Below are 26,411 nucleotides of genomic sequence, written 5' to 3'. Positions count from 1 at the left end.
CGCCATTCGTATCGATCATTCGGGGATCCTGACATGGAACTGGTTGTAAAAAGCGTAGCTGCTGCATCCGTAAAAACCGCCACACTGGTCCTTCCGGTAGGTGAAAACCGCAAGCTCGGCGCTGTTGCCAAGGCTGTCGACCAGGCCAGCGAAGGCGCCATCAGCGCCGTGCTCAAGCGCGGCGACCTGGCCGGCAAGCCGGGCCAGACCCTGCTGCTACAGAACCTCCCGGGCCTGAAGGCCGAGCGCGTGCTGCTGGTGGGTAGCGGCAAGGAAGAAGCCTTGGGCGACCGCGCCTGGCGCAAACTGGTGGCCAGTGTCGCTGGCGTGCTCAAGGGCCTGAACGGCGCTGACGCAGTACTGGCCCTGGACGATATCGCGGTCAGCAACCGCGACGCCCATTACGGCAAATATCGCCTGCTGGCCGAAACCCTGCTGGACGGCGAATATGTGTTCGACCGTTTCAAAAGCCAGAAAGCCGAGCCGCGTGCGCTGAAAAAGGTCACCCTGCTGGCCGACAAAGCCGGCCAGGCCGAAGTCGAGCGTGCGGTCAAGCATGCCAGCGCCATCGCCAGCGGCATGGCCTTCACCCGTGACCTCGGCAACCTGCCACCCAACCTTTGCCACCCAAGCTTCCTGGCCGAACAGGCCAAGGAACTGGGCAAGGCGCACAAGGCCCTCAAGGTTGAAGTGCTGGACGAGAAAAAGATCAAGGACCTGGGCATGGGCGCGTTCTACGCCGTGGGCCAGGGCAGCGACCAGCCGCCACGCCTGATCGTGCTCAATTACCAGGGCGGCAAAAAGGCCGACAAGCCATTCGTGCTGGTGGGTAAAGGCATTACCTTCGACACCGGCGGCATCAGCCTCAAGCCAGGCGCCGGCATGGATGAAATGAAGTACGACATGTGCGGCGCCGCCAGCGTGTTCGGCACCCTGCGTGCAGTGCTCGAGCTGCAGCTGCCGATCAACCTGGTGTGCCTGCTGGCCTGCGCCGAGAACATGCCAAGCGGCGGCGCCACCCGCCCAGGTGACATCGTCACCACCATGAGCGGTCAGACGGTGGAAATCCTCAACACCGACGCTGAAGGCCGCCTGGTGCTGTGCGACACCCTGACCTACGCCGAGCGCTTCAAGCCGCAGGCGGTGATCGACATCGCCACCCTGACCGGCGCCTGCATCGTCGCCCTGGGCAGCCACACCTCCGGCCTGATGGGCAATAACGACGACCTGGTCGGGCAGTTGCTCGATGCCGGCAAGCGCGCCGACGACCGTGCCTGGCAGCTGCCGCTGTTCGATGAATACCAGGAGCAGCTGGACAGCCCGTTCGCCGACATGGGCAACATCGGTGGGCCGAAGGCCGGTACGATCACCGCGGGTTGCTTCCTGTCGCGCTTCGCCAAAGCCTACAACTGGGCGCACATGGACATCGCCGGCACCGCCTGGGTCAGTGGCGGCAAGGACAAGGGCGCCACTGGCCGCCCGGTACCTCTGTTGACCCAGTACCTGCTGGACCGCGCTGGCGCCTGAAGCCGTGAAGCCGGTGGTGCCTGGCGCGCCACCGGCCGGCGATTCCCACCATGAGCAAAGTCGACTTCTACATTCTGCCCACCGACTCGCTGTCGGCGCGGCTCGATTTCGCCTGCAAGCTGTGCGAGAAGGCCTGGCGCCTTGGCCACCAGGTCTATTTGCACTGCCAGGATGCAGAACAGCGCAGTGAACTGGACCAACGCTTGTGGCGCTTCAAGGGCGAGGCCTTCGTGCCCCACGACCTCGCCGAGGTGCATGCCGATGCTGACGTGGTTCTGGGCCTGGCTGACAACGCCGGCGAGCACCACGGCCTGCTGATCAACCTCGGCGCCAGCGTGCCGGGCTTTGTCGGGCAGTTCGAGCGGGTGGCCGAAATCGTTGTTGAAGAGCCGGCTATCCGCCAATCAGCCCGTGAGCGATTCCGTTTCTACCGTGAACAGGGCTATGCTCTGCAAGACCACCGCTTACAGCGACTTTGACGACGATGGACAAGCCCTCCCCTTTGCCCGATTCCGCCCATCTGCTCGATGACCTCGAGTCGATCCGTCAGCTGCTTGGCGACGCCGACCTGCAACCGCCGCTGCTCACCGAGACGGTAGAGCAGATTCCGTTGCTGCTGGACGAAGCCGCCAGCGACCCCGCGGCGCCCGCCGAACCTGTAGCTGCCGAACCCGAGGACGACCCGCAGACCCGCCGCCAGGACACCCTGCTGCACCTGGAAAGCGAGCTGCGCGCCGCAGCGCAGATGATCATGCAGGACGTGATCAACGACTTTACCCCGCATATCGAGAACGAAATCAAGCGCCGGCTGGATGCGCGGATCGAGCGGCTGATCAAGCGTTCCGAGTAGACCCGGGCAACGGTGTCGCCTGCTTCGCGGGCGCGCCCACTCCCACAGGTTCTGAGCCTGCGCTTTGCCCGTAAGAGCGGACTTGCCCGCGAAGCAGGCGACTCTGTTCCGACAGTTGTCAGCAGCTTGTCGCCTGCGGCCCCCAGCTTGGTTATACTTCCCGGCTTTCCCGAATAAATGCACAGGGTCCCGCCGCGCATGGATAAGACCTACCAGCCGCACGCAATCGAAACTTCCTGGTACAACACCTGGGAGTCCGAGAACTATTTCGCTCCACAAGGTGCAGGCGAGTCCTACACCATCATGATCCCGCCGCCGAACGTAACCGGCAGCCTGCACATGGGCCACGGGTTCAACAACGCGATCATGGACGCCCTGATCCGTTTCCGCCGCATGCAAGGCCGCGACACCCTGTGGCAGCCGGGTACCGATCACGCGGGTATCGCCACGCAGATGCTGGTCGAGCGCCAACTTGAAGCCAAAGGCCAGAACCGTCATGACCTGGGCCGCGAAAAGTTCCTGGAAAAAGTCTGGGAATGGAAGGATCAGTCCGGCGGCAACATCAGCCGCCAGATTCGCCGCCTGGGCTCATCGGTAGACTGGAGCCGCGAGCGCTTCACCATGGACGACGGCCTCTCCGAAGCGGTTAAAGAAGCGTTCGTGCGCCTGCATGAAGACGGCCTTATCTACCGCGGCAAGCGCCTGGTCAACTGGGACACCAAGCTGCACACGGCCATCTCCGACCTCGAAGTGGAAAACCACGACGAGAAAGGCCACCTGTGGAACCTGCGCTACCCGCTGGCCGACGGCGCCAAGACCGCCGAAGGCCAGGACTACCTGGTAGTTGCCACCACGCGTCCGGAAACCCTGCTGGGTGACGCTGCCGTAGCAGTCAACCCGAACGACGAACGCTACCAGGCACTGATCGGCAAATTCGTCGAACTGCCATTGGTCGGCCGCCGCATCCCGATCATCGCCGATGACTACTGCGACCCCGAGTTCGGTACCGGTTGCGTGAAGATCACCCCGGCCCACGACTTCAACGACTACGAAGTCGGCAAGCGTCACAACCTGCCACTGCTGAACATCTTCGACAAGAACGCCTTCGTGCTGGCCAGCGCCCAGGCCTTCAACCTCGACGGCAGCGTTAACGAGCAGGTCGACACCCAATTGCCGGCCCAGTACGCCAACCTTGACCGCTTTGTCGCGCGCAAGCAGATCGTCGCCGACCTGGACGCCCAGGGCCTGCTGGTCAGCATCGACGACCACGCCCTGAAAGTGCCGAAAGGCGACCGTTCCGGCACGGTCATCGAGCCGTGGCTGACCGACCAGTGGTACGTTTCCACCAAGCCGCTGGCAGAGCCTGCCATCGCCGCCGTGGAAGATGGCCGCATCCAGTTCGTGCCCAAGCAATACGAGAACATGTACTTCTCCTGGATGCGCGATATCCAGGACTGGTGCATCAGCCGCCAACTGTGGTGGGGCCATCGCATTCCTGCGTGGTACGACGAGGCCGGCCAGGTCTACGTTGGCCGCAACGAGGAAGAAGTGCGCGCCAAGCACAAGCTGGGCGCCGATGTGGTCCTGCGTCAGGATGACGACGTACTCGACACCTGGTTCAGCTCGGGCCTGTGGACATTCTCCACCCTGGGCTGGCCGGAACAGACCGAATTCCTCAAGAAGTTCCACTCCACCGACGTGCTGGTGACTGGCTTCGACATCATCTTCTTCTGGGTTGCGCGCATGATCATGCTGACCATGCACCTGATCAAGAACGAAGACGGCACCCCGCAGGTACCGTTCAAGACCGTGTACGTACACGGCCTGGTACGAGACGGCCAAGGCCAGAAGATGTCCAAGTCCAAGGGCAACGTGCTGGACCCGCTGGACATCGTCGACGGTATTACCCTCGACGCCCTGCTGGAAAAACGCACCAGCGGCATGATGCAGCCCAAGCTTGCCGAGAAGATCGCCAAGCAGACCAAGGCCGAGTTCCCCGAAGGTATTGCCAGCTACGGCACCGACGCCCTGCGCTTCACCTTCTGCTCGCTGGCCTCGACCGGCCGCGACATCAAGTTCGACATGGGCCGCGTCGAAGGCTACCGCAACTTCTGCAACAAGATCTGGAACGCAGCCCGCTACGTGCTGGACAAGGGTGAAGACTGCGGCCAGAACGGCGAAGCCTACGAGCTGTCGCTGGCAGACCGCTGGATCATCTCGCAACTTCAGCGTACCGAAGCCGAAGTAACCCGCCAGCTGGAGCAGTTCCGCTTCGACCTGGCCAGCCAGGCGCTGTACGAGTTTATCTGGAACCAGTACTGCGACTGGTACCTGGAGCTGTCCAAACCGGTACTGTGGGACGAAAACGCCCCGGTAGAGCGCGCCCGTGGCACCCGCCGCACCTTGGTGCGCGTGCTGGAGGTGGCACTGCGTCTTGCGCATCCGTTCATGCCGTTCATCACCGAAGAAATCTGGCAGCGCATCGCGCCGCTGGCCGGCATCGACGGCAAGACCATCATGCTGCAGCCATGGCCAGTGGCCAACGAAACGCGCATTGACGCCGCCGCCGAAGGCGACATCGAGTGGCTGAAAGAGTTGATGGTCGGCCTGCGTAATATCCGCGCCGAAATGAACATCGGCCCCGGCAAGCCGCTGCCGCTGTTCCTGAAGAACGCCAACGCCGACGACCAGCGCCGCCTGCAGGAAAACGAAGCGCTGCTCAAGAAGCTGGCCAAGGTCGAGTCGTTCACCGTACTGGGTGATGCCGACGAAGCGCCGCTGTCCGCTACCGCCCTGGTCGGTGACCTGCAAGTGCTGGTGCCAATGGCCGGGCTGATCGACAAGGATGCCGAGCTGGCGCGCCTGAACAAGGAAATCCAGCGCCTGCAAGGTGAAGTGCAACGTGTTGGCGGCAAGCTGTCCAACGCAGCCTTCGTCGACAAGGCCCCGCCTGCGGTGATCGAGAAGGAACGCGCCAAGCTGGCCGAGTCCGAACAGGCCCTGGCCAACTTCACCGAGCAGCATGCGCGGATTGCAGCGCTGTAATCACTAGAGAGACCGTTGGGGCCGCTGCACGGCCCTTTCGCGACACAAGGCCGCTCCCACAGGACGGCGCCAACCTTCAAGGCGCCACCACCCTGTGGGAGCGGCCTTGTGTCGCGAAAGGGCTGCGTAGCAGCCCCAGGTTCTTCAAGCCACCGCTCGTATAGGGCTGGACACTGCCATGACCCCGAACAAACCCACCCTGCACCCGCGCAACCGCCACCAGGGTCGCTACGACTTCCCCAGCCTGATCAAGGCCCACCCTGACCTGGCCCGTTTCACCATCACCAATCCCCACGGCAAGCCCAGCATCGACTTTGCCAACCCCGAAGCCGTCCGCGTGTTCAACCGTGCACTGCTCAAGGCCCAGTACGGCATCCAGCACTGGGACATCCCAGCCGATTACCTGTGCCCGCCCATTCCTGGCCGTGCCGACTACATCCACGTAGCCGCCGACCTGTTGGCCGATGACAATGCTGGCGACGTCCCAAGGGGCGCCCAAGTGCGTGCGCTGGACGTCGGCGTGGGGGCCAACTGCATCTATCCACTGCTGGGCCACAGCGACTACCGCTGGCGCTTCCTCGGTTCAGACATCGACCCCGTGGCTCTGGCCTCGGCCAAGGCTATCGTCCAGGCCAATGGCCTGGGCAAAGCCATTACCCTGCGCCAGCAGGCCAACCGAGCGCACATCCTCAGCGGCCTGCTGCAGGAGGGCGAACGCTTTGACCTGACCCTGTGCAACCCGCCCTTCCATGCCTCACGCGACGAAGCCACCCGCGGCAGCCAGCGCAAATGGAAGAACCTCGGCAAGCAGGACCCCAAACGCAAGCTGCCGGTGCTGAACTTCGGTGGCCAGAACAATGAACTGTGGTGCGAAGGTGGCGAAATCCGCTTTGTCACCCAGTTGATTGGCGAAAGCGTGCAGTACGCCGAACGGGTGCTGTGGTTCACCAGCCTGGTGTCCAAGGCCAGCAACCTGCCGGGCATCGAGGCCGCGTTGAAGAAGTCCGGCGCCAAGGCCGTGCGCATCATCGAGATGGGCCAGGGGCAGAAACAGAGCCGCATGGTCGCCTGGAGCTTCCATGATGACGCCGCACGCCAGGCCTGGCACGCCCAGCGTAAATCACAGGCATGAAAAAACCGCGCCCGGGCAAGCCGGGCGCGGTTTCGTCAAAACAACAATTACTTGTTGATAGCGTCGGTCAGCACTTTGGCTGGAACGAACTTGACGACTTTCTTGGCAGCGATTTCGATGGCAGCGCCAGTCGAAGGGTTGCGGCCGGTACGGGCAGGACGCTCGGAGACTTTCAGCTTGCCGATGCCTGGCAGAGTGATTTCAGCGCCGTTTTCCAGCTGGTCGGCAACGATCTGGCCCAGTTGCTCCAGAGCGTTCTTGGCGGTGGCTTTTGGCGCGGCGATCGATTCGGCGATGTCGGCAATCAGTTGGTCTTTGGTCAATGCCATGGTGGTGTTCCTTCCCTATCAAATTCGATGGTTATGCAGCGGACTACGACGTTATCGGGCCAGCCCCTTGAAATGGAGGGCCGCGCCAATTGCGTATGTAGATACGAAAATCGGCGTTTGGTTCGACACGACGACAGCATGCTGCCAGCAATGCGCACACGAGGGGCGCAAGACCGCGCAAAACTACCACAGGAATGGATAAATATCCGCTTCGCACTTTGATTAAATGCAGGTTTTTCGGGGGTTTCAGCTGAAAACACACAAAATTGAACAAAAAACGAACAACCGACATATCTGCCAACATACGGCCACTGCATCACCTCAGGTCTAGGTTAAACTTGGCAACTTTTGCAGCTCGCCGAGAATTCCATGCCAATCCGTCATTGCATCGTTCACCTGATCGACAAAAAGCCCGATGGCAGCCCCGCCGTGCTGCATGCTCGCGACTCCGAACTGGCTGCCTCCGATGCCATCGAAAACCTCCTGGCCGACCTCAATGACAGCTACAACGCCAAGCAAGGCAAGGCCTGGGGTTTTTTCCATGGCGAATCGGGCGCCTACCCGCTGAGCGGCTGGCTGAAGCAGTACCTGGAGGGGGAAAAGGACTTCACCGCCTTCAGCCGCGTGGCTGTCGAGCATCTGCAGAAGCTGATGGAAGAGTCCAACCTGTCCACCGGCGGCCACATCCTGTTTGCCCACTATCAGCAAGGCATGACCGAGTACCTGGCGATCGCCCTGCTGCACCATAGCGAAGGCGTGGCGGTGAATGCCGAGCTCGACGTGACCCCTTCCCGTCATCTCGACCTTGGCCAGCTGCACCTGGCAGCACGCATCAACCTGTCGGAGTGGAAGAACAACCAGAACTCCAGGCAGTATATTTCGTTCATCAAGGGCAAGAACGGCAAGAAGGTGTCGGATTACTTCCGCGACTTCATCGGCTGCCAGGAAGGCGTCGACGGCCCGGGCGAAACGCGTACCCTGCTCAAGGCCTTCAGCGATTTCGTCGAAAGCGAAGACCTGCCGGAAGAATCCGCCCGCGAAAAGACCCAGACCCTGGTCGAGTACGCCACCACCCAGACCAAGCTGGGCGAGCCGGTGACGCTCGAAGAGCTGTCCAGCCTGATCGACGAAGACCGCCCCAAAGCGTTCTACGACCACATCCGCAACAAGGACTACGGCCTGTCGCCGGAAATCCCTGCTGACAAGCGCACCCTCAACCAGTTCCGCCGTTTCACCGGGCGTGCCGAGGGGCTGTCGATCAGCTTCGAGGCACATTTGCTGGGGGACAAGGTGGAGTATGACGAAGCGGCGGGGACCTTGATCATCAAGGGGCTGCCGACAACCTTGGTGGATCAGCTGAAGCGCCGCAAGGACTGATTTCCCCCAAGCCCCCAAAGGAGGCCACCAGTGCCTCCTTCGCTGACTTGCGCAGCCGCTTCACCAACCGCTCCTGGCGCAGCGCCGCGCCCTTGTCCGGCCACTGCTCCACGTACACCAGCGCCTGGGCCGGGCTGGTCTTGAAATAGCGGGCGCCCTGCCCTTTCTGATGCGCGGCGAACCGACGCTGCGGGTCATCGCTGATGCCGCAATACAACGAGCCATTGGCTGCCCTTACCAGATAGACAAACCAGGGCTTACCAACGGCAGGTTCGACGACTTCACTCACCCTGGGCCTGCTGGAATGCGCGCAACCCCTTGAATGCCTGCAGGCGGACCTTGTTCTGCATCAGCGGCGACCACCCCAGCAGCATTCCAGGAACACCCAACGCTTGCCGCGACCAGCGCCACAGGTCAAAGGTATCGTCATGCTGGCAAATCAGCCCATCACGCATGACAAAGCGTGCCTGGATATCGTTGACCACAACACGGCCGGTCTGGCTGAACAGGTAGGTAGCCACCCAGTGCGCGCTGCCACTGTGCTCATCTGCACGTATGCTGTCGAATGTCAGGGTGAAGTTCTTGGCGCGGGTGGTGAGCATCCGCCACATATCGCCTGCGTCCTTGCCGCGCAGGGTGCCGAACACCGGGTCGCTGAAAACGATATCGCTGCTGTAGCAGGCCAGCATGGCGTCGGCATCCAGGCGCTGGAAAGCCTGGTAGAAACGGGTAATCAGGGCGCGGTTGGCATCGCTCATTGTGGGCTTGTCCGTCCTAGGTTCGAAAACTGCACGATAATCTGCCCCGATGGCTTATGCCAGTACCCTCCTCTTGGCAGGCAAGAGGACGGTACTGCAAAAACAGGCCTCAGACTTTTTCGCAGGTCACCTGCACCTGCAGTGCCCGCCCGGCACCCAGCCCGAACACGACGGCGCCAACGCCCAGTACCGCAAAAATCCAACCCAATGCCGCCCAGCCGCCGGTCAGGTCATGCACCAGGCCCACCGCGAAAGGCCCCAGCGAGGCCAGGGTATAACCCACCCCTTGGGCCATGCTCGACAAGTTCGCCGCCACGTGGGCATCTTTCGAGCGCAGCACGATCAAGGTCAGCGCCAGGGCAAAGGTACCGCCCTGCCCCAGGCCCAGCACAATGGCCCACCCCCACAACCCGGAAAGTGGCGCATACAGGCAACCGAACAGCCCCGCCAGCGTACCTGACATGACCAGCACGATTGCCAGCCGCTGGTCCTTGCCGCGGGTGGCCAGCCAGGGGGCACTGAGCGAGCTGATCAACTGCACGATTACCGACCCCGACAGCACCAGCCCTGCCTCGGTAGGGCTGAGGCCGCGACCGATCAGGATCGATGGCAACCAACCGAACACGATGTAGGCCAGTGATGACTGCAGGCCCATATACAGGGTCACCTGCCAGGCCAGTGGGTCACGCCACAAGCCTCGCACGCGATAGGCCACCCTGTGCAGCCCATGCCCCTGACGGGCCTGTGGCAGCCACACCAGCATAGCCAGCAAAGCCGGCAGCACCCAGAAGCCCAACCCTAGTGCCCAGCTGCCGTCGAAATGCTGGGCCAACGGCACGGTGGCACCCGCGGCCATGGCCGCGCCCAGGCATAATGCCATGGTGTATACACCGGTCAGCGTGCCAGCGTGTTGCGGAAAGTCGCGCTTGACGATACCTGGCAACAATACGCCGATAATGCCGATGCTGGCCCCTGCCATCAGGCTGCCGAGGAACACCCCGACAGCCCCAAAGGTACTTCGTACCACGAGGCCAAGCGCCAGGGTGACGAGGATGCCAAGAATCACCCGCTCGCTGCCAAAGCGCCGCGCCAGCACTGGCGCCAAGGGAGCAAACAGGCCCAGGCAGAGCACCGGCAAGGTGGTCAGCAAGCCCGCCTGCGAAGCATTCAGCCCCAAGCCTTCAGATACTTGGCCCAGCACCGGCGCCATGCTCGACAATGCCGGGCGCAGGTTCAAGGCCACCAGCACCAGGCCCAGCAGCAACAGCCAGGGCCGCCGCAACACCACAGCCTGTTGCTGGACCTGTTCGTCGTCAGCTTCAGCGTCGATCAGCAGCTCATCGAGATCCCGCTCGTTCGATGGGGTATTACGGGTGATGGATTCAGCCATGGCCTTCTCGGTGTCAGGATTCAATGAGGGTACGGCTCAGGCGCTTGGCCCGTTCAGCGTCCCGTTGCTCGATGGCGTCGAGGATCTGCCCATGCAAGTCGAACGTGGCCTGGCAGCGCGGAACGGTGGCCATATTGTGTTGCAGAGCGGCAGCCACGACCCCGGAAAAGTAACGGTACAGTTCGCTTAATGCCGGGTTGTGGGCGGCATCGACCAGCCGCTGGTGGAACACCAGGTCGCAGGCCACATAGGCATCGACATCGCCGTGAAAATGCCCGGCACTGCCTTCCAGGGCATCCCGTAGCGCTTGCAGGTCGGTATCGGTACGGCGCAAGGCCGCCAGCCCGACGGCCTCCGCCTCGAGGATATGGCGGGTTTCACGGGCCTGCTCGGGCGTACACCGGGACATCGCGTGCACCGCCTGCAGCGGGTCCTGGGCAGTGCGCAGGTAGCTTCCGTCTCCCTGGCGAATTTCCACCAGGCCACTGAACGCCAGCACGCGCATGGCCTCACGCACCGTGTTACGGCTAATGCCCAGTTGCAAGGCAAGCTCGGGCTCGGTAGGCAGGCGCTGACCGACCTGCCAATCGCCCAGCACGATGCATTCGCGCATGCGCTCTACCGCCAACTCCACCAGGGAACGCTTGGTCAGCTCTGTATTCATGTCACTCAACCAATCATCCGATGAATTGCCGCAGCTTACTGGATTGCAGGCGAAGACGTAAACCACCTGGTATTTCTGCCAGTTGTGGGCATGCCCCTTTGTTGCAACGCTCGTTGCGTGCTTTCAAGGATGCGCCCACATGCGAATGGCGAGTTTGCTGTTACTGCTGTTCCTGGCCCTGCAGCCAGGCTGTGACCCGGCCCGGCACCCGAGCCGCCCCAAGACCTTGCTCATCGGCCTTGATGGCGTGCAACTGCAGCAGTATTTGCAACTGGGCGATGCAACCAACCTGGAGCAGCGGCTTTACTACGGCAAGGCTTACGCCGGGGGTATCAATGGTAAAGCCAGCGAGCAGCTCACGTTGAGCGGCCCTGGCTGGATCACTTTGCTGACCGGCGTGTGGAGCAACAAGCATGGCGTTGAATCGGACGACGACTCGCAACGGGTCAACCCGGCGTTTCCCAGCCTGTTCAAGCGGCTACGCCTGGCCTACCCCAATGCCTACCTCTCCAGCATCGTCAACTGGTCACCCATCAACACGGCATTTCTGCTGGAGGACGCCCATGACGCCGATGTACGCGAAAGTGGTTTGCCAGATGAACAGGTGATTGCGCGTACGTTGCAGATCCTGGGTGACACACCCGCTGACTTCACGTTCATTCAACTGGACGAACCTGACCAGATCGGCCATCAAAGGGGTTATGGTGAGCACTACGCGCAGGCGTTGCGCAAGGCCGACAGCGAGATCGGGCGGCTATTGGACAAGGTAGACCAGCGGCGTCGCATGTTCCCACAGGAAGACTGGCTGGTACTCGTCAGCACCAACCATGGCCGGGACTATTGGGGGAAAGGCCATGGCGGCGCTTCGGAGCAGGAAAAGAGTATCTTCATCGCCAGCAACAAGCCGTTGAATCAGGAACTGACCGAGCTGAGCCTTCCTGTGGAGATGCCTGGGCCCGGCGGCCTGTACGGGCTTCCTGCGCAGACCTCGGTAGCGCCCACGGTGCTGCGCCACATGGGCCTCAAGCTGCAGCCGCAGTGGCTTTTGGACGGCACGCCTTTACTGGGTGATACCGGTGTGCGCAAGGCGCGGGCCGATGAAAACAAAGGACGGCTACGCTGGAACAGTAACGCCAAGGGTTATCTGACCATTATCAAGAACGGCCATGTGGTTGCCCAGGTTGCGGCCAGAGACGATCAATGGATCGATCCGGAGGGGATGGACAAGCAGAACGATTATGTACTGGTGCTGGATGGTACACCGGCGGCGGTGCGCAACAGGCCGGCAGCCAAGCCATTTGTGATCGAAGACCGCCGCTATTAAGCCCTTGAGAAGCAACAGTTCTGTCGTTCCTCAAGGGCTGGCGCGATCCCCGTAGGAGCGGGTTCACCCGCGAAAGGGCCGGGCCTGCTGGCCAGTTTCCACCCGCCGTTCACCGTTGCCGCCGCTACCGTATTCGCGGGTAAACCCGCTCCTACATTGGACGCGCACAGGCTGTTGTAGGAGCGGGTTCACCCGCGAATGGGCCGGGCCTGCTGGCCAATTTCCACCGACCGTTCGCCGCTGCCGCCGCTACCGTATTCGCGGGTAAACCCGCTCCTACGATGGACGCGCACAGGCTGTTGTAGGAGCGGGTTCACCCGCGAATGGGCCGGGCCTGCTGGCCAGTTTCCACCCGCCGTTCACCGTTGCCGCCGCTACCGTATTCGCGGGTAAACCCGCTCCTACATTGGACGCGCACAGGCTGTTGTAGGAGCGGGTTCACCCGCGAATGGGCCGGGCCTGCCGGCCAATTTCCACCGACCGTTCGCCGCTGCCGCCGCTACCGTATTCGCGGGTAAACCCGCTCCTACATTGGACGCGCACAGGCTGTTGTAGGAGCGGGTTCACCCGCGAATGGGCCGGGCCTGCTGGCCAGTTTCCACCCGCCGTTCACCGTTGCCGCCGCTACCGTATTCGCGGGTAAACCCGCTCCTACACGTCAGCTCAACGCATCCAGCAGTGCCTGGTTCATTTCCGGCGTACCGATGGTGATCCGCAGGAACTGAGCAATACGCGGCTGCTTGAAGTGACGCACGATCACGCCCTGCTCGCGCAAGCGTGCCGCCAGCTCGCCGGCATCCTGCTGCGGGTGGCGGGCGAAGATGAAGTTGGCAGCCGACGGCAGCACCTCAAAGCCCTTGGCCTGCAGCTGACCGACCAACACCTCGCGGCTGTCTATCACCTTGCGGCAGGTGTCCTCGAAGTACTCACGGTCTTCGAACGCCACCGCCGCACCGACGATAGCTGCACGGTCCAGCGGATAGGAGTTGAAGCTGTTCTTGATCCGCTCCAAGGCCTCGATCAGGTCCGGGTGCCCCACCGCCAGGCCCACTCGCAGCCCCGCCAGCGAGCGCGACTTCGACAGCGTCTGGGTAACCAGCAGGTTATCGTAGCGGTCCACCAGGCTGATCGCCGTTTCACCACCGAAATCGATGTAGGCCTCATCCACTACCACCACCGAATCACGGTTAGCCTGCAGCAGCTGCTCCACCACCTGCAACGGCATCAGGCAACCGGTCGGCGCGTTGGGGTTGGGGAAGATGATGCCAGCGTTGGGCTTTTTGTAGTCCTCAATACGGATCTGGAACTGCTCATCCAGCGCCACCTGTTCGAAGGCAATGCCGTACAGGCCGCAGTACACCGGGTAGAAGCTGTAGCTGATGTCCGGGAACAGCAGGGGCGCATCGTGCTGGAACAGGCCGTGGAAGATGTGCGCCAGCACCTCGTCCGAGCCGTTGCCGACAAACACTTGCGCCGGGGTCACGCCGTAGTACTCGGCCACCGCTTGCTTGAGACGGTCACCGTTCGGGTCCGGGTACAGGCGCAGGTTATCGTTCAGCTCGCCGCGCATGGCCTCCAGCGCCTTGGGCGACGGGCCATAGGGGTTTTCGTTGGTGTTCAGCTTGACCAGGCGGGCCAGCTTGGGTTGCTCGCCCGGCACGTAAGGCACCAGGTCCTTGACGAAGGGGCTCCAGAATCGACTCATGCTCAGTTCCCCTTCTCTTGGGTCAGGATACGGTATTCAGCGCTGCGGGCGTGGGCGGTCAGCGACTCGCCACGGGCCAGGACCGAGGCAGTGTGGCCCAGTTCGGAAGCGCCCTGTTCGGAGCAGAAGATGATCGACGAACGCTTCTGGAAGTCATACACCCCCAGCGGCGACGAAAAACGCGCGGTACCTGAAGTGGGCAGCACGTGGTTAGGGCCAGCGCAGTAATCGCCCAGCGCTTCGCTGGTGTGGCGGCCCATGAAGATCGCGCCAGCGTGGCGAATGTGTGGCAGCCAGGCTTGCGGGTCGGCCACGGACAGCTCCAGGTGCTCCGGTGCAATGCGGTTGGCCACGTCCATGGCCTGCTGCATGTCACGCACCTGGATCAGCGCACCACGGCCATTGATCGACTTCTCGATGATATCGGCACGTTCCATGGTCGGCATCAGCTTGTCGATGCTGGCAGCCACACGATCGAGGAAGGCGGCATCCGGGCTGACCAGGATGGCCTGGGCGTCTTCGTCGTGCTCGGCCTGGGAGAACAGGTCCATGGCAATCCAGTCCGGGTCGGTCTGACCGTCGCACACCACGAGAATTTCCGAGGGGCCGGCGATCATGTCAATGCCTACCTGGCCGAACACGTGGCGTTTGGCGGTGGCAACGTAGATGTTGCCCGGGCCGACGATCTTGTCCACCTGCGGCACGCTTTCAGTGCCGTAGGCCAGCGCAGCCACGGCCTGGGCACCACCGACGGTGAACACCCGGTCGACACCGGCGATGCAGGCAGCCGCCAGCACCAGCTCGTTGACCTCACCACGCGGGGTCGGTACCACCATCACCACCTCAGCCACGCCCGCGACCTTGGCCGGGATGGCGTTCATCAGCACCGACGACGGGTACGACGCCTTGCCGCCCGGCACATACAGGCCAGCACGGTCCAGCGGGGTGACCTTCTGGCCGAGCACGGTGCCGTCGGCCTCGGTGTACTGCCAGGAATCCTGCTTCTGCCGCTCGTGATAAATGCGCACACGGTTGGCGGCCTTTTCCAGGGCCTCGCGCTGGACCGGTGTAATACGGGTCAGCGCCAGTTCCAGGCGCGCGCGATTGAGGATCAGGTCGTCAATCGACTTGGCGTCAACACCATCGAAGCGCTGGGTGAATTCCACCAGCGCCGCATCACCGCGTTCACGCACGGCCTTGATGATGTCGAGCACGCGCTGATTGACCGCGTCATCGGACACACTTTCCCAGCTCAGCAGATGATCCAGATGTCGAGCGAAATCCGGATCAGCGGCGTTGAGACGGGCAATTGCAGTGGACACGGTCATGGCGAGGGCCTCGTAATATTAGCGAATGCTCAGGCGCCCTAGGGGATTGTGCGAAAAGTGCCTGCGCGACGATCATGCTACGTTAAAAACAGGCTTGGAATGCTCATTTGCAACCAGCAAAGTCGGGCGCGACCCCGGCCGTTCCTCGCCTGTTTTCGTTCTTGCATGATCGCCGCTCGGCGACTTTTCGCACAATCCCAAGCTACCAGTCCATCCGCGCGGGCACCCGAGAAAAATGGCTATGACGCGGATAGACGGGCGCGACAGCGAAGGTCGCGCGCAGGAGTCAACCGCGGTGTCGCGATTCGACCGCTTGACGCAGCGTGTCGATCAGGCTCTGGATACGGGCGTGCTGCATTTTCATGGAGGCTTTGTTGACCACCAGGCGCGAGCTGATCGTGGCGATCAGTTCCTGGGGTTCCAGGCCGTTGGCACGCAGGGTGTTGCCGGTGTCGACCACGTCGATGATCTTGTCGGCAAGGTTGATCAGCGGCGCCAGCTCCATCGAGCCATACAGCTTGATGATGTCGACCTGGCGACCTTGTTCGGCATAGTAACGCTTGGCTACGTTGACGAACTTGGTGGCCACACGCAGGCGGCCCTTGGGCTCGGCTGCGCCGACTACGCCCGCGGTCATCAGCTTGCATTGAGCAATCTGCAGGTCCAGGGGCTCATACAGGCCCTGGCCGCCGTACTCCATCAGCACGTCCTTGCCGGCCACACCCAGGTCGGCAGCACCATGCTCGACATAGGTCGGCACGTCGGTGGCACGCACGATCAGCAGGCGCACATCGTCCTGCGTGGTAGGAATGATCAGTTTGCGGCTCTTGTCCGGGTTTTCGGTCGGCACGATGCCGGCCTCGGCGAGCAACGGCAAGGTATCGTCGAGAATACGGCCTTTGGAAAGCGCGATGGTCAACATTGGAACGTCGGTCCTTAAGCGGCTGCTGCCGGCCAGGTCATCGACCTGGCCGCATTCAATTCAAAAGGTGCGTCCTTGCACCCGCGGGGTACTAGCCCGGTACGCGGCGGATTTTCGCGCCGAGCATCTGCAGTTTTTCCTCGATGCACTCGTAACCACGGTCGATGTGGTAGATGCGATCGATCAGGGTATCGCCTTCGGCAACCAGCGCCGACAGCACCAGGCTGGCGGAAGCACGCAGGTCGGTGGCCATGACCGGGGCACCCTTCAGCGCCTTGACGCCAGTAACGATGGCGGTGTTGCCTTCGACCTGGATCTGCGCGCCCATGCGGTGCATTTCGTAAACATGCATGAAGCGGTTTTCGAAGATGGTCTCGATTACCGCGCCAGTGCCTTCGGCAATGGCGTTCAGCGAGATGAACTGCGCCTGCATGTCGGTCGGGAACGCCGGATACGGGGCAGTACGCAGGTTCACGGCTTTCGGCCGCTTGCCATGCATGTCCAGCTCGATCCAGTCCTCGCCGGTGTTGATGTCGGCACCCGCTTCCTTGAGTTTTTCAAGCACGGCTTCAAGGATGGTAGGGTCGGTGTCCTTGACCTTGACGCGGCCACCGGTCACGGCAGCGGCAACCAGGTAGGTACCGGTCTCGATGCGGTCCGGCATGACGCGGTAGTTGGCCGAATCCAGTCGTTCGACACCATCGATGGTGATGGTGTCGGTACCTGCGCCCTGAATGTTCCCGCCCATCGCGTTGATGAAGTTGGCCAGATCGACCACTTCAGGCTCACGCGCGGCGTTCTGCAACACGCTGCGGCCCTTGGCCAAGGCAGCGGCCATCATGATGTTCTCGGTACCGGTCACGCTGACGGTGTCGAAGAAGAAGTGCGCGCCACGCAGGCCACCTTCAGGCGCCTTGGCCTTGATGTAGCCGCCCTCCACTTCGATCTTCGCCCCCATGGCCTCAAGGCCACGGATGTGCAGATCGACCGGGCGCGAGCCAATGGCGCAACCGCCAGGCAGGGCCACTTCGGCTTCGCCGAAACGGGCAACCATCGGGCCCAGCACCAGGATCGAGGCGCGCATGGTCTTGACCAGCTCGTACGGCGCGACCAGGGTCTTGATGGTGCGTGGATCGATCTCCACCGACAGCTTTTCGTCGATCACAGGCTCGATGCCCATGCGCCCGAACAGCTCGATCATGGTGGTGATGTCGTGCAGGTGCGGCAGGTTGCCCACGGTGACCGGGCCATCGGCCAGCAGGGTCGCTGCCAGAATCGGCAGGGCTGCGTTTTTCGCGCCCGAAATGCGGATCTCGCCGTCAAGGCGAGCGCCGCCAGTAATAATCAGTTTGTCCATTGGAGTCTCGCCGCCAAGTTGGCTCAGGTGCGCTCAGCCCAGGCTGCGCTGCTGAAAAATTTCATGGTTACCGCATGGATGCTGCCATTGGCGATCCACGGATTCAGGTGAGCATAGATCGCCTGCTGGCGTTTGACCGGACTCAGGCCAGCCAACTCGTCGCTGATCACGTTCAACTGGAAGTTGCAGCCTTCGCCTTCAACTTCGACCCGGGAACCCGGCAATTTCTCTTCAAGGAAGCTTTTAACTTCTACGGCCTGCATGCTCAACCTCAATCGGCGCCCGATGCGCACGGGTCGGCCATCATACAAAAAAGCCCCTCGCCTGCGAAGCCCAACGAAGGCTTCGCTGACCGAGGGGCCATCATCCGGGCCGGGCCACTAGCTTGCCAGCACTTCATCGAGATCATAGACCTCGGCAATTTCCCGCATGTCGTCAGGCATGCCACGCACTTCGCACGCCTTGCCAGTGGCCTGAGCATCACGCATGTACGCAAGCAATAACGACAAGCCGACACTCGACGACTTCTCGACAGCCGAGCAATCAAGCACCAGTCGCGGCTCGCGCGAGCCATCGATCAGCACCTTGCCTTGCTTGCGCAAGGCCGGGCCGCTGCGGTAATCCAGCACGCCAGCCAGACGCAGCACGCCCGGCTCTGCCATGCTTACAGCGGCCTCGCTCATTTGACGGTCTTCTCTGGCGAGTTGTCGGCAGCCTGCTTGGCCTTGGCCACTTCGCCAGCCCAGCCGTCGATGGTCTTGTCCAGGTCATTGCCGTTGCGCTGCATGGCATCGGCGAACTGGTCACGGAACAGCTTGCCGATGTTGATGCCGTTGACGATCACGTTACGCACCTTCCACTCGCCGCCAATGTTCTCCAGGGTGTACTGCACGGGGTACACGGCACCGTTGTTGCCGGTAACCTTCATGCCGACACTGGCGCGCTTGCCGTCATCGGCTTTAGCCGGGTCGACAGTGATGCCCTGGTTGTTGTACTCGAGCAAGGCATTGCCATAGAACTGCATCAGGCTGCGCTTGAAGTTTTCCTGGAAGCGCTGCATCTGCTCCGGGGTCGCCTTGCGCGAGTATTTCACGGTCATGATGCTGCGCGAGATACCGTCAGCATCCACCACCGGGCCGAGAATGCGGTTGAGCGAGTCATAGAAGGCGTTGGGGTTGGACTTGTACTGCTCCTTGTTGGCCTTGAGGTCGCCGAGCAGTTCATTGGTGGTGCTTTGAACCACTTCGTGCGGTGTCTGCACAGCCAGGGCCAGCAGGGGGAAGGCCGCCAGCAGCACCAGCAAGCCACGTCGCAAGATCGAAATCATGGGTACTCCTTAATTAGCCGGTTGCGCTTCTTTCGGTTCCTTGCCAACAGAGTTGAGCAGGAACTTGCCAATCAGATCCTCCAGCACCAGTGCCGACTGAGTGTCATGGATGGTTGCACCATCCTTGAGAACGTCGTCTTCACCGCCAACGCTGATGCCGATGTACTTCTCACCAAGCAAACCGGCGGTCAGGATCGAGGCAGTGGAGTCGGTCGGCAGGTTATCGACCGACTTGTCCAGCTGCAACGTCACCCGACCGGTGTAGGAATCACGGTCCAGATCGATGGCGGTAACCTTGCCGATGGTCACACCGGCCATGGTCACTTTAGCTCTGACCGTCAAACCGGCGATATTGTCGAAGTAAGCATAAACTTTATAGGTATCGCTGCTCGGGCTGGCCGACAGCCCGCTGACACGCAGGGCCAGCAGCAGCAGCGCCAGGATCCCGGCCAGGAGGAACAGGCCGACACCGATTTCCAGGGTGCGGTTTTGCATCAGAAATCTCCAAACATCAAGGCGGTCAGAATAAAGTCCAGACCCAGCACTGCCAACGAGGCATAGACCACGGTCTTGGTGGTTGCACGACTGATCCCTTCTGAGGTGGGCTCACAGTCGTACCCCTGGAATACGGCGATCCAGGTCGAGACGAAAGCAAACACCAGGCTCTTGACCAGCCCGTTGAGCACGTCGTCAGTGAAAGAAACACTGTTCTGCATGTTGGCCCAGAACGAGCCCTCGTAGACACCCAGCCAGTCCACCGCCACCCACGAGCCACCCCAGATACCGACCACGCTGAAGATCAGCGCCAACAGCGGCAGCGAGATGAAACCGGCCCACAGGCGTGGCGCAACGATGTACTTGAGCGGGTCGACACCGATCATTTCCAGGCTCGACAACTGCTCGGTAGACTTCATGTTGCCGATTTCGGCGGTCAGCGCGGAACCGGCACGCCCGGCAAACAGCAACGCCGTTACCACCGGGCCAAGTTCACGCAGCAGGGTCAGGGCGACCATCTGCCCTACCGCCTGCTCCGAGCCGTACTTGGTCAGGATGCTGTAGCCCTGCAGCGCCAGCACCATGCCGATGAACACACCGGACACGACGACGATCGCCAGCGACAGCACACCCACCGAGTACAACTGCTTGGTCAGCAGCTGGAAGCCGCCGCCAATACCACCGCGACCGACCAGCGCATGGAACAGGAACAGGCACGAACGCCCGAGCACGGCCAGCACGTCGATTGCCGAGCGGCCCAGCAGGCGGACACGTTCGAGTAAGGATTTTCTGCGCATCAACGCGCCCCCAGCAGGTCGGCGCGGTAGTCAGGCGCGGGAAAGTGGAAGGGAACCGGGCCATCCGGGTCGCCTTTCATGAATTGGCGGATCCGTGGATTGTCCGAACCCATCAGCTCATCAGGCGTCCCCTGGCCCAGCACTTGGCCGTCACCTACCACGTAAATGTAGTCGGCGATGCTGGCGGTTTCTGCCAGGTCATGGGAAACCACGATGCTGGTGATGCCCAGGGCATCGTTGAGCAGGCGAATCAGGCGCACCAGTACCCCCATGGCGATCGGGTCCTGGCCGACGAACGGTTCGTCGTACATGAGGATCTGCGGGTCCAGGGCAATCGCCCGGGCCAGTGCCACACGGCGCTTCATGCCACCGGACAGCTCGTCGGGCATCAGGTCGATGGCACCGCGCAGGCCCACGGCCTGCAGCTTCATCAACACGATGTCACGGATCATTTCGTCCGACAGCTGAGTATGCACGCGCAGCGGGAACGCGACGTTCTCGAACACATCGAGGTCGGTGAACAACGCGCCGCTCTGGAACAGCACGCCCATCTGCTTGCGGGCGTCGAACAGGTCGCTGCGCGACAGCGTCGGCAGGTTCTGCCCGGCAACCCATACCTCACCGCTCGCGGGACGCAACTGTGCGCCCATCAGGCGGAGCAACGTGGTCTTGCCGCACCCCGATGGCCCCATGATGCCGGTGACCTTGCCGCGCGGGATGCTGATGTCCACGTTGCTGAAAATGCTGCGCGAACCACGTTTGAAGGTTACACCCTTCAACTCGACCGCGTAGGCGCTATCCACACTCATCTAGACTCCTTGCTAATGCAGCCTCGTCCTAATGGACGCCGGCCTCCATCTGGAAGGCACACGCACCCCTGACAGGCCGAATAGCGGCGAACTATAGCACCGCTGACAGCCCCGCCCCAAGGCCGGGCAAGCAGTCGTTCAGCCCAGGGACAGGCTTTGGTGGTATTCACTGCAACAATCGAGGAGGTGAGGGTTTTCATCATTGCGCGTATAATCGTCGCCCTTTCATCAGGCATTGCTTTTTCGACATGAGCCAATCCAGCGAGCTGATCCAATCCGCCCAACGCACTCTGCGCCTGGAACTCGAGGCCGTAGAGGCCCTTTTGGCGCGCATCGACGACAATTTCGTCAAAGCCTGCGAACTGATTCTGACCAGCAAGGGCCGGGTCGTCGTGGTCGGCATGGGCAAGTCCGGGCACATCGGCAACAAGATCGCCGCGACCCTGGCCAGCACCGGCACACCGGCGTTTTTCGTGCATCCGGCCGAAGCCAGCCATGGCGACATGGGCATGATCACCCGTGATGATGTCATCCTTGCGCTGTCGAACTCCGGCAGCACCGCCGAAATCGTCACCCTGCTGCCGTTCATCAAACGCCTTGGCATCAAGCTGATCAGCCTGACCGGCAACCCGGACTCGCCGCTGGCCCAGGCCGCCGAGGTCAACCTTGACGCACGTGTCGCACAAGAGGCCTGCCCGCTGAACCTGGCCCCCACCTCCTCCACCACGGCAGCGCTGGTACTGGGCGACGCCTTGGCCATCGCCTTGCTCGAAGCCCGCGGCTTCACCGCCGAGGACTTCGCCTTCTCGCACCCGGGAGGCGCGCTGGGCCGCCGCCTGCTGCTGAAGGTCGAGAACGTGATGCACGCCGGCGACGATCTGCCTCAAGTATCACGCGGCACCCTGCTCAAGGACGCGCTGCTGGAAATGTCCCACAAAGGTTTGGGCATGACCGTGATCGTCGATGCCGATGGCAAACTGGCCGGGATCTTCACCGACGGTGACCTGCGCCGCAGCCTGGACCGCAATATCGATGTGCACACCACCCTGATCGACCAGGTCATGACCGTTCATGGCAAGACTGCGCGTGCCGACATGCTCGCCGCCGAAGCCCTGAAGATAATGGAAGACCACAAGATCAACGCCCTGGTGGTGGTGGACCGTGAAGACCGCCCGACCGGCGCCCTGAACATGCATGACCTGCTGCGCGCCGGCGTAATGTAAAGGAGCGATGGAATGAACCAGGACCTCATGCAACGCGGCAAAGGCATCAAGCTGGCAGTCTTCGACGTGGACGGCGTGCTCACCGACGGGCGCCTGTACTTCCTCGAGGATGGCAGCGAATTCAAGACGTTCAATACCCTCGACGGCCAGGGCATCAAGATGCTAATGGCCTCGGGCGTGACCACCGCGATCATCAGCGGGCGCAAGACCCCCGTGGTCGAACGCCGGGCCAGTAACCTCGGTATCCCGCACCTCTACCAAGGCCGGGAGGACAAATTGGTGGTGCTTGACGGCCTGCTCGCCGAACTGGGCCTAAGCTATGATCAAGTGGCTTACCTGGGCGACGACCTGCCCGACCTGCCGGTGATTCGCCGAGTGGCTCTGGGCATGGCCGTAGCCAACGCCGCACCGTTCGTACGCCAGCACGCCCACGGCGTGACCCAGGCACGTGGCGGCGAAGGCGCGGCCCGTGAATTCTGCGAATTGATCATGCAGGCCCAGGGCACCCTGGACGCTGCCAACGCCAACTACCTGTAAGGCTGCCCATGCTCAGCAAGAAAGCCCGAAACATTGTGCTGCTGGGGGCGATAGCCGCCCTGTTGGTAGCCATTGGCTACTGGAATGTCAGCCCGGAAAGCTTCCTCGACAAGCCCGTGGCCCAAGTCGACGAAAGCGCCATCGATTACTACGCGATCAACGCCCACAGCGTGCAGTTCCTGCCCGACGGCAAGCTGCAATACGAAATGACCGCCGACAGAATCGAACACCTCAAGACCAGCGAAGTCACCCAGGTGACCACACCGGACCTGCACCTGTACCGCGGCACCGAGTACCCGTGGCATGTGCAGAGCACGCGCGCCGAGGTCAATCCTGACGGTACCGAGGTCGAACTGATCGACAAGGTACGGATTGCCCGCACCGATGAAAGGCAGCGTGAAACCATCATTACCAGCTCACGCATGACCGTGTTCCCGCAGAAGCAATATGCGCAGACCGAGCAAGCCGTTAGAATCGACGGCGCCGGAGGCACCACTACGGGCAAAGGCATGAAAGCGTATTTGAAAGAAGGCAAGATGGACTTGCTCTCTAACGTAAGAGGACAGTATGAGGCTCGTTAAAACCCTCCCCCTTTTGCTCAGCCTGAGCGCAGCACTGGGAAGCGCGAGCGCCCTCGCCCTGCCGAACGACCGTGACCAGCCTATCCGCATCCAGGCCGACAACGCTCACCTGGATGACAAACAAGGCGTGGCCACTTACACCGGCGACGTGATCATCACTCAGGGTTCGATGATGATCAAAGGCAACACCGTGACCATTACCCGCTCCGCCTCTGGCGATATCGACGTAGTGACCTCGGTGGGCAACCTGGCCTACTTCGAGCAGCAGCAGAGCGCAGCCAAGCCGGACAAGATGAAAGGCTGGGGCGTAACCATCCAGTACCAGTCGCAGAAGGACTTGGTCATTCTCACCGACCGCGCCAAGGTCGAGAGCGAAGGCAATACCACCGAAGGCGAAAAGATCGTCTACAACACTCAGACCCAGGTGGCGACCGCCGGCCGTGGTGGCAATGTGACAACACCCCGTCAGCGCATCGACATGGTGATCCAGCCCAAGAAGAAGGCCGAGTAAATGGCAACCCTCAAAGCCCAGCACCTGGCAAAGAGCTACAAGGGGCGGCAGGTAGTACGTGATGTCAGCCTGTCTATCGACAGCGGCCAGATCGTCGGCCTGCTCGGCCCCAACGGCGCCGGCAAGACCACCTGCTTCTACATGATTGTCGGGCTGGTCCAGGCCGAACAGGGCCGCGTACTGATCGACAACCTCGATGTCAGCCACCAGCCCATGCACGGCCGCGCTCGCGCCGGTATCGGCTACCTGCCGCAGGAAGCCTCGATCTTCCGCAAGCTGTCGGTCGCCGACAACATCATGGCCATCCTCGAGACCCGCAAGGACCTCGACCGGGACGGCCGCCGCAAAGAGCTGGAAAGCCTGCTGCAGGAGTTCCACATCAGCCACATCCGGGACAACCTCGGCATGAGCCTGTCCGGTGGTGAACGCCGCCGCGTCGAAATTGCGCGCGCCCTGGCGACCGCACCCAAGTTCATCCTGCTGGACGAACCGTTCGCCGGTGTCGACCCGATTTCGGTCGGCGACATCAAGCAGATCATCCATCACCTCAAGGCCAAAGGTATCGGCGTACTGATTACCGACCACAACGTGCGTGAAACCCTGGATATCTGCGAAACCGCTTATATCGTCAACGATGGCCGATTGATCGCCGAAGGCGACGCTGAAACCATCCTGGCAAACGACTTGGTCAAAGAAGTTTACCTGGGCCACGAGTTCCGCCTCTGACCCGGCACGCGCCTGAAGTACTGGCAAACAGCCCTGAGACTGCGGGTAAAGTTGTTACGGTACTCTAGGCAAACGCTACAATTTAAGGCATAAAACTTGCTTGATCTGGCGCTTCGGCGCCCTCGTGTAGTGGATGGCGCATGCGCGCCGGCGAACAAGGTATTAAGCCCCTGCCATGAAACCATCGCTCGTCCTAAAAATGGGCCAGCAACTGACGATGACACCTCAGTTGCAACAGGCCATCCGCCTGCTCCAGCTCTCTACCCTGGACCTCCAACAGGAAATCCAGGAAGCGCTGGAGTCGAACCCGATGCTCGAACGTCAGGAAGACGGCGAGGACTTCGACAACAGCGACCCGATGGCCGACAACGCCGAGAACAAGCCGGCCGCCGAAGTTCAGGACAACAGCTTCCAGGAAAGCACCGTCAGCGCCGACAACCTGGAAGACGGTGAGTGGAGCGAGCGCATCCCCAACGAGCTCCCGGTCGATACGGCCTGGGAAGACATCTACCAGACCAGCGCCAGCAGCCTGCCGAGCAACGATGATGACGAATGGGACTTCACCACGCGCACATCGGCCGGCGAAAGCCTGCAAAGCCACCTGCTGTGGCAGTTGAACCTGGCGCCGATGTCCGACACCGACCGCTTGATTGCCGTGACCCTGATCGACAGCATCAACGGCCAGGGCTACCTGGAAGACACACTCGAAGAAATCTGCGCAGGGTTCGACCCGGAGCTGGATATCGAGCTGGACGAGGTCGAAGCAGTACTGCACCGCATCCAGCAGTTCGAGCCGGCTGGCGTCGGCGCCCGCAATCTGGGCGAATGCCTGTTGCTGCAACTGCGCCAACTGCCCGCTACAACCCCGTGGATGACCGAAGCCAAGCGCCTGGTCACCGATTTCATCGACCTGCTCGGCAGCCGTGACTACAGCCAGCTGATGCGGCGGATGAAAATCAAGGAAGACGAGCTGCGCCAGGTCATCGAACTGGTGCAAAGCCTTAACCCGCGCCCTGGTTCGCAGATCGAGTCCAGCGAGCCCGAGTACGTGGTGCCCGACGTCATCGTGCGCAAGGACAGCGACCGTTGGCTGGTAGAACTGAACCAGGAAGCCATCCCACGCCTGCGCGTCAACCCACAATACGCCGGCTTCGTGCGCCGTGCCGACACCAGCGCCGACAACACCTTCATGCGCAACCAGTTGCAGGAAGCGCGCTGGTTCATCAAGAGCCTGCAAAGCCGTAACGAAACCCTGATGAAGGTTGCCACGCAGATCGTCGAGCACCAACGCGGCTTCCTCGACCACGGCGACGAAGCGATGAAGCCGTTGGTACTGCATGACATTGCCGAAGCCGTAGGCATGCACGAATCGACCATCTCGCGGGTTACCACGCAGAAATACATGCACACCCCGCGTGGCATCTACGAACTGAAATACTTTTTCTCCAGCCATGTCAGCACCTCCGAAGGCGGAGAATGCTCGTCCACGGCGATCCGCGCGATCATCAAGAAACTGGTTGCGGCGGAAAATCAGAAAAAGCCATTGAGTGACAGCAAGATCGCTGGTTTACTGGAGGCACAAGGCATCCAGGTAGCCCGTCGCACCGTCGCCAAGTACCGCGAGTCTCTCGGCATCGCACCGTCGAGCGAACGCAAGCGACTGATGTAGCCCCTGAGATGTGCCACAGCGTTTTCGT

The 26,411-nt window shown here is 61.8% G+C and carries 28 protein-coding genes; 13 read left to right on the top strand and 15 right to left on the bottom strand.

Going from position 1 to position 26,411, the window contains the following annotated elements:
* Positions 1-33 precede the first annotated feature (33 nt).
* From REH59_RS05035 to rlmF, 5 genes are all read left to right on the top strand, one after another.
* Entirely contained in the window at positions 34-1,527 is a 1,494-nt protein-coding gene (locus REH59_RS05035) for a leucyl aminopeptidase (protein ID WP_004575656.1), read from the top strand.
* A 50-nt stretch (positions 1,528-1,577) separates the two neighbouring features.
* Positions 1,578-2,006, top strand: a complete 429-nt coding sequence (locus REH59_RS05030) for a DNA polymerase III subunit chi (protein WP_004575657.1) — start codon at positions 1,578-1,580, stop codon at positions 2,004-2,006.
* A gap of 5 nt (positions 2,007-2,011) precedes the next feature.
* Positions 2,012-2,377, top strand: a complete 366-nt coding sequence (locus tag REH59_RS05025) for a hypothetical protein (protein WP_003255102.1) — start codon at positions 2,012-2,014, stop codon at positions 2,375-2,377.
* A gap of 198 nt (positions 2,378-2,575) precedes the next feature.
* Complete coding sequence (locus tag REH59_RS05020) at positions 2,576-5,422, top strand: valine--tRNA ligase (RefSeq protein ID WP_004575658.1); 2,847 nt, start codon at positions 2,576-2,578, stop codon at positions 5,420-5,422.
* Positions 5,423-5,600: 178 nt separating this feature from the next.
* Entirely contained in the window at positions 5,601-6,554 is a 954-nt protein-coding gene (gene rlmF, locus REH59_RS05015) for a 23S rRNA (adenine(1618)-N(6))-methyltransferase RlmF (RefSeq protein WP_004575659.1), read from the top strand.
* 47 nt (positions 6,555-6,601) lie between these two features.
* Here rlmF and REH59_RS05010 read toward each other — a convergent pair whose 3' ends face one another.
* Positions 6,602-6,883 (bottom strand): HU family DNA-binding protein, encoded by a 282-nt coding sequence (locus REH59_RS05010; RefSeq protein WP_003255106.1) that lies wholly within the window; start codon positions 6,881-6,883, stop codon positions 6,602-6,604.
* Between the two features lie 369 nt (positions 6,884-7,252).
* Between REH59_RS05010 and yejK the strand changes: the two genes are divergently transcribed.
* A complete protein-coding gene (yejK, locus tag REH59_RS05005; protein WP_003255108.1) occupies positions 7,253-8,260 on the top strand; it encodes a nucleoid-associated protein YejK in 1,008 nt (335 codons plus the stop codon).
* Here yejK and REH59_RS05000 read toward each other — a convergent pair.
* The 4 genes from REH59_RS05000 to REH59_RS04985 all read right to left on the bottom strand — a co-directional run bounded on the left by REH59_RS05000 (position 8,208) and on the right by REH59_RS04985 (position 11,072).
* Entirely contained in the window at positions 8,208-8,549 is a 342-nt protein-coding gene (locus tag REH59_RS05000) for a GIY-YIG nuclease family protein (RefSeq protein WP_003255109.1), read from the bottom strand. The two genes, yejK and REH59_RS05000, sit on opposite strands and share 53 nt — an antisense overlap.
* Entirely contained in the window at positions 8,542-9,018 is a 477-nt protein-coding gene (locus tag REH59_RS04995) for a nuclear transport factor 2 family protein (RefSeq protein WP_003255111.1), read from the bottom strand. The genes REH59_RS05000 and REH59_RS04995 overlap by 8 nt, the downstream gene beginning before the upstream one ends.
* A gap of 109 nt (positions 9,019-9,127) precedes the next feature.
* The gene (locus tag REH59_RS04990) at positions 9,128-10,408 is read right to left on the bottom strand and encodes a CynX/NimT family MFS transporter (RefSeq protein WP_128573644.1); all 1,281 of its coding nucleotides are present in this window, start codon (positions 10,406-10,408) and stop codon (positions 9,128-9,130) included.
* Positions 10,409-10,421: 13 nt separating this feature from the next.
* Positions 10,422-11,072 carry a FadR/GntR family transcriptional regulator gene (locus REH59_RS04985; protein ID WP_014860108.1) on the bottom strand — a complete coding sequence of 217 codons (651 nt, stop codon included), beginning with the start codon at positions 11,070-11,072 and terminating at the stop codon, positions 10,422-10,424.
* A 139-nt stretch (positions 11,073-11,211) separates the two neighbouring features.
* On the opposite strand from REH59_RS04985, the gene REH59_RS04980 reads away from it, so the two are divergent.
* Positions 11,212-12,396, top strand: coding sequence for an alkaline phosphatase family protein (locus REH59_RS04980; RefSeq protein ID WP_014860107.1), 1,185 nt, complete (start codon positions 11,212-11,214; stop codon positions 12,394-12,396).
* A 658-nt stretch (positions 12,397-13,054) separates the two neighbouring features.
* On the opposite strand, the gene hisC is transcribed toward REH59_RS04980, so the two are convergent.
* The 10 genes from hisC to REH59_RS04930 form a co-directional block, all read right to left on the bottom strand.
* Positions 13,055-14,101, bottom strand: a complete 1,047-nt coding sequence (gene hisC, locus REH59_RS04975; RefSeq protein ID WP_004574500.1) for a histidinol-phosphate transaminase — start codon at positions 14,099-14,101, stop codon at positions 13,055-13,057.
* A 2-nt stretch (positions 14,102-14,103) separates the two neighbouring features.
* Positions 14,104-15,429 (bottom strand): histidinol dehydrogenase, encoded by a 1,326-nt coding sequence (hisD, locus tag REH59_RS04970; RefSeq protein WP_003255117.1) that lies wholly within the window; start codon positions 15,427-15,429, stop codon positions 14,104-14,106.
* 286 nt (positions 15,430-15,715) lie between these two features.
* Entirely contained in the window at positions 15,716-16,351 is a 636-nt protein-coding gene (hisG, locus tag REH59_RS04965; RefSeq protein ID WP_003255118.1) for an ATP phosphoribosyltransferase, read from the bottom strand.
* A gap of 91 nt (positions 16,352-16,442) precedes the next feature.
* The gene (gene murA, locus REH59_RS04960) at positions 16,443-17,708 is read right to left on the bottom strand and encodes a UDP-N-acetylglucosamine 1-carboxyvinyltransferase (protein ID WP_003255119.1); all 1,266 of its coding nucleotides are present in this window, start codon (positions 17,706-17,708) and stop codon (positions 16,443-16,445) included.
* A gap of 23 nt (positions 17,709-17,731) precedes the next feature.
* Complete coding sequence (locus REH59_RS04955; RefSeq protein ID WP_003255121.1) at positions 17,732-17,971, bottom strand: BolA family protein; 240 nt, start codon at positions 17,969-17,971, stop codon at positions 17,732-17,734.
* 117 nt (positions 17,972-18,088) lie between these two features.
* Positions 18,089-18,391: an STAS domain-containing protein gene (locus tag REH59_RS04950; RefSeq protein WP_003255122.1), complete on the bottom strand. Its 303-nt coding sequence runs from the start codon at positions 18,389-18,391 to the stop codon at positions 18,089-18,091.
* Positions 18,388-19,035, bottom strand: coding sequence for an MlaC/ttg2D family ABC transporter substrate-binding protein (locus tag REH59_RS04945; protein WP_003255123.1), 648 nt, complete (start codon positions 19,033-19,035; stop codon positions 18,388-18,390). Before REH59_RS04945 ends, REH59_RS04950 begins: the two co-directional genes overlap by 4 nt.
* A 9-nt stretch (positions 19,036-19,044) precedes the next feature.
* Complete coding sequence (gene mlaD, locus REH59_RS04940; RefSeq protein WP_014755441.1) at positions 19,045-19,530, bottom strand: outer membrane lipid asymmetry maintenance protein MlaD; 486 nt, start codon at positions 19,528-19,530, stop codon at positions 19,045-19,047.
* Entirely contained in the window at positions 19,530-20,327 is a 798-nt protein-coding gene (gene mlaE / locus REH59_RS04935; protein WP_003255125.1) for a lipid asymmetry maintenance ABC transporter permease subunit MlaE, read from the bottom strand. The genes mlaD and mlaE overlap by 1 nt, the downstream gene beginning before the upstream one ends.
* Positions 20,327-21,136 (bottom strand): ATP-binding cassette domain-containing protein, encoded by an 810-nt coding sequence (locus REH59_RS04930; RefSeq protein ID WP_003255127.1) that lies wholly within the window; start codon positions 21,134-21,136, stop codon positions 20,327-20,329. The genes mlaE and REH59_RS04930 overlap by 1 nt, the downstream gene beginning before the upstream one ends.
* 248 nt (positions 21,137-21,384) lie before the next feature.
* On the opposite strand from REH59_RS04930, the gene REH59_RS04925 reads away from it, so the two are divergent.
* The 6 genes from REH59_RS04925 to REH59_RS04900 all read left to right on the top strand — a co-directional run bounded on the left by REH59_RS04925 (position 21,385) and on the right by REH59_RS04900 (position 26,383).
* Positions 21,385-22,359: a KpsF/GutQ family sugar-phosphate isomerase gene (locus REH59_RS04925; protein ID WP_014861682.1), complete on the top strand. Its 975-nt coding sequence runs from the start codon at positions 21,385-21,387 to the stop codon at positions 22,357-22,359.
* 12 nt (positions 22,360-22,371) lie between these two features.
* The gene (locus REH59_RS04920; protein WP_003255129.1) at positions 22,372-22,896 is read left to right on the top strand and encodes a KdsC family phosphatase; all 525 of its coding nucleotides are present in this window, start codon (positions 22,372-22,374) and stop codon (positions 22,894-22,896) included.
* Between the two features lie 8 nt (positions 22,897-22,904).
* On the top strand, positions 22,905-23,477 hold the full coding sequence (gene lptC, locus REH59_RS04915) for an LPS export ABC transporter periplasmic protein LptC (protein ID WP_003255130.1): 573 nt from the start codon (positions 22,905-22,907) through the stop codon (positions 23,475-23,477).
* Positions 23,464-23,988, top strand: coding sequence for a lipopolysaccharide transport periplasmic protein LptA (lptA, locus tag REH59_RS04910; protein ID WP_003255131.1), 525 nt, complete (start codon positions 23,464-23,466; stop codon positions 23,986-23,988). Before lptC ends, lptA begins: the two co-directional genes overlap by 14 nt.
* Positions 23,989-24,714, top strand: coding sequence for an LPS export ABC transporter ATP-binding protein (lptB, locus tag REH59_RS04905; protein WP_003255132.1), 726 nt, complete (start codon positions 23,989-23,991; stop codon positions 24,712-24,714). It begins immediately after the preceding gene.
* Between the two features lie 175 nt (positions 24,715-24,889).
* A complete protein-coding gene (locus REH59_RS04900) occupies positions 24,890-26,383 on the top strand; it encodes an RNA polymerase factor sigma-54 (protein WP_003255133.1) in 1,494 nt (497 codons plus the stop codon).
* The last annotated feature ends 28 nt before the right edge of the window (positions 26,384-26,411 follow it).

The organism is Pseudomonas sp. BO3-4 (assembly GCF_034044115.1).
Lineage (GTDB): Bacteria > Pseudomonadota > Gammaproteobacteria > Pseudomonadales > Pseudomonadaceae > Aquipseudomonas > Aquipseudomonas alloputida.
The sequence above is the reverse complement of the archived record's forward strand: the minus strand, read 5'-3'. Positions and strand labels throughout refer to the sequence as shown.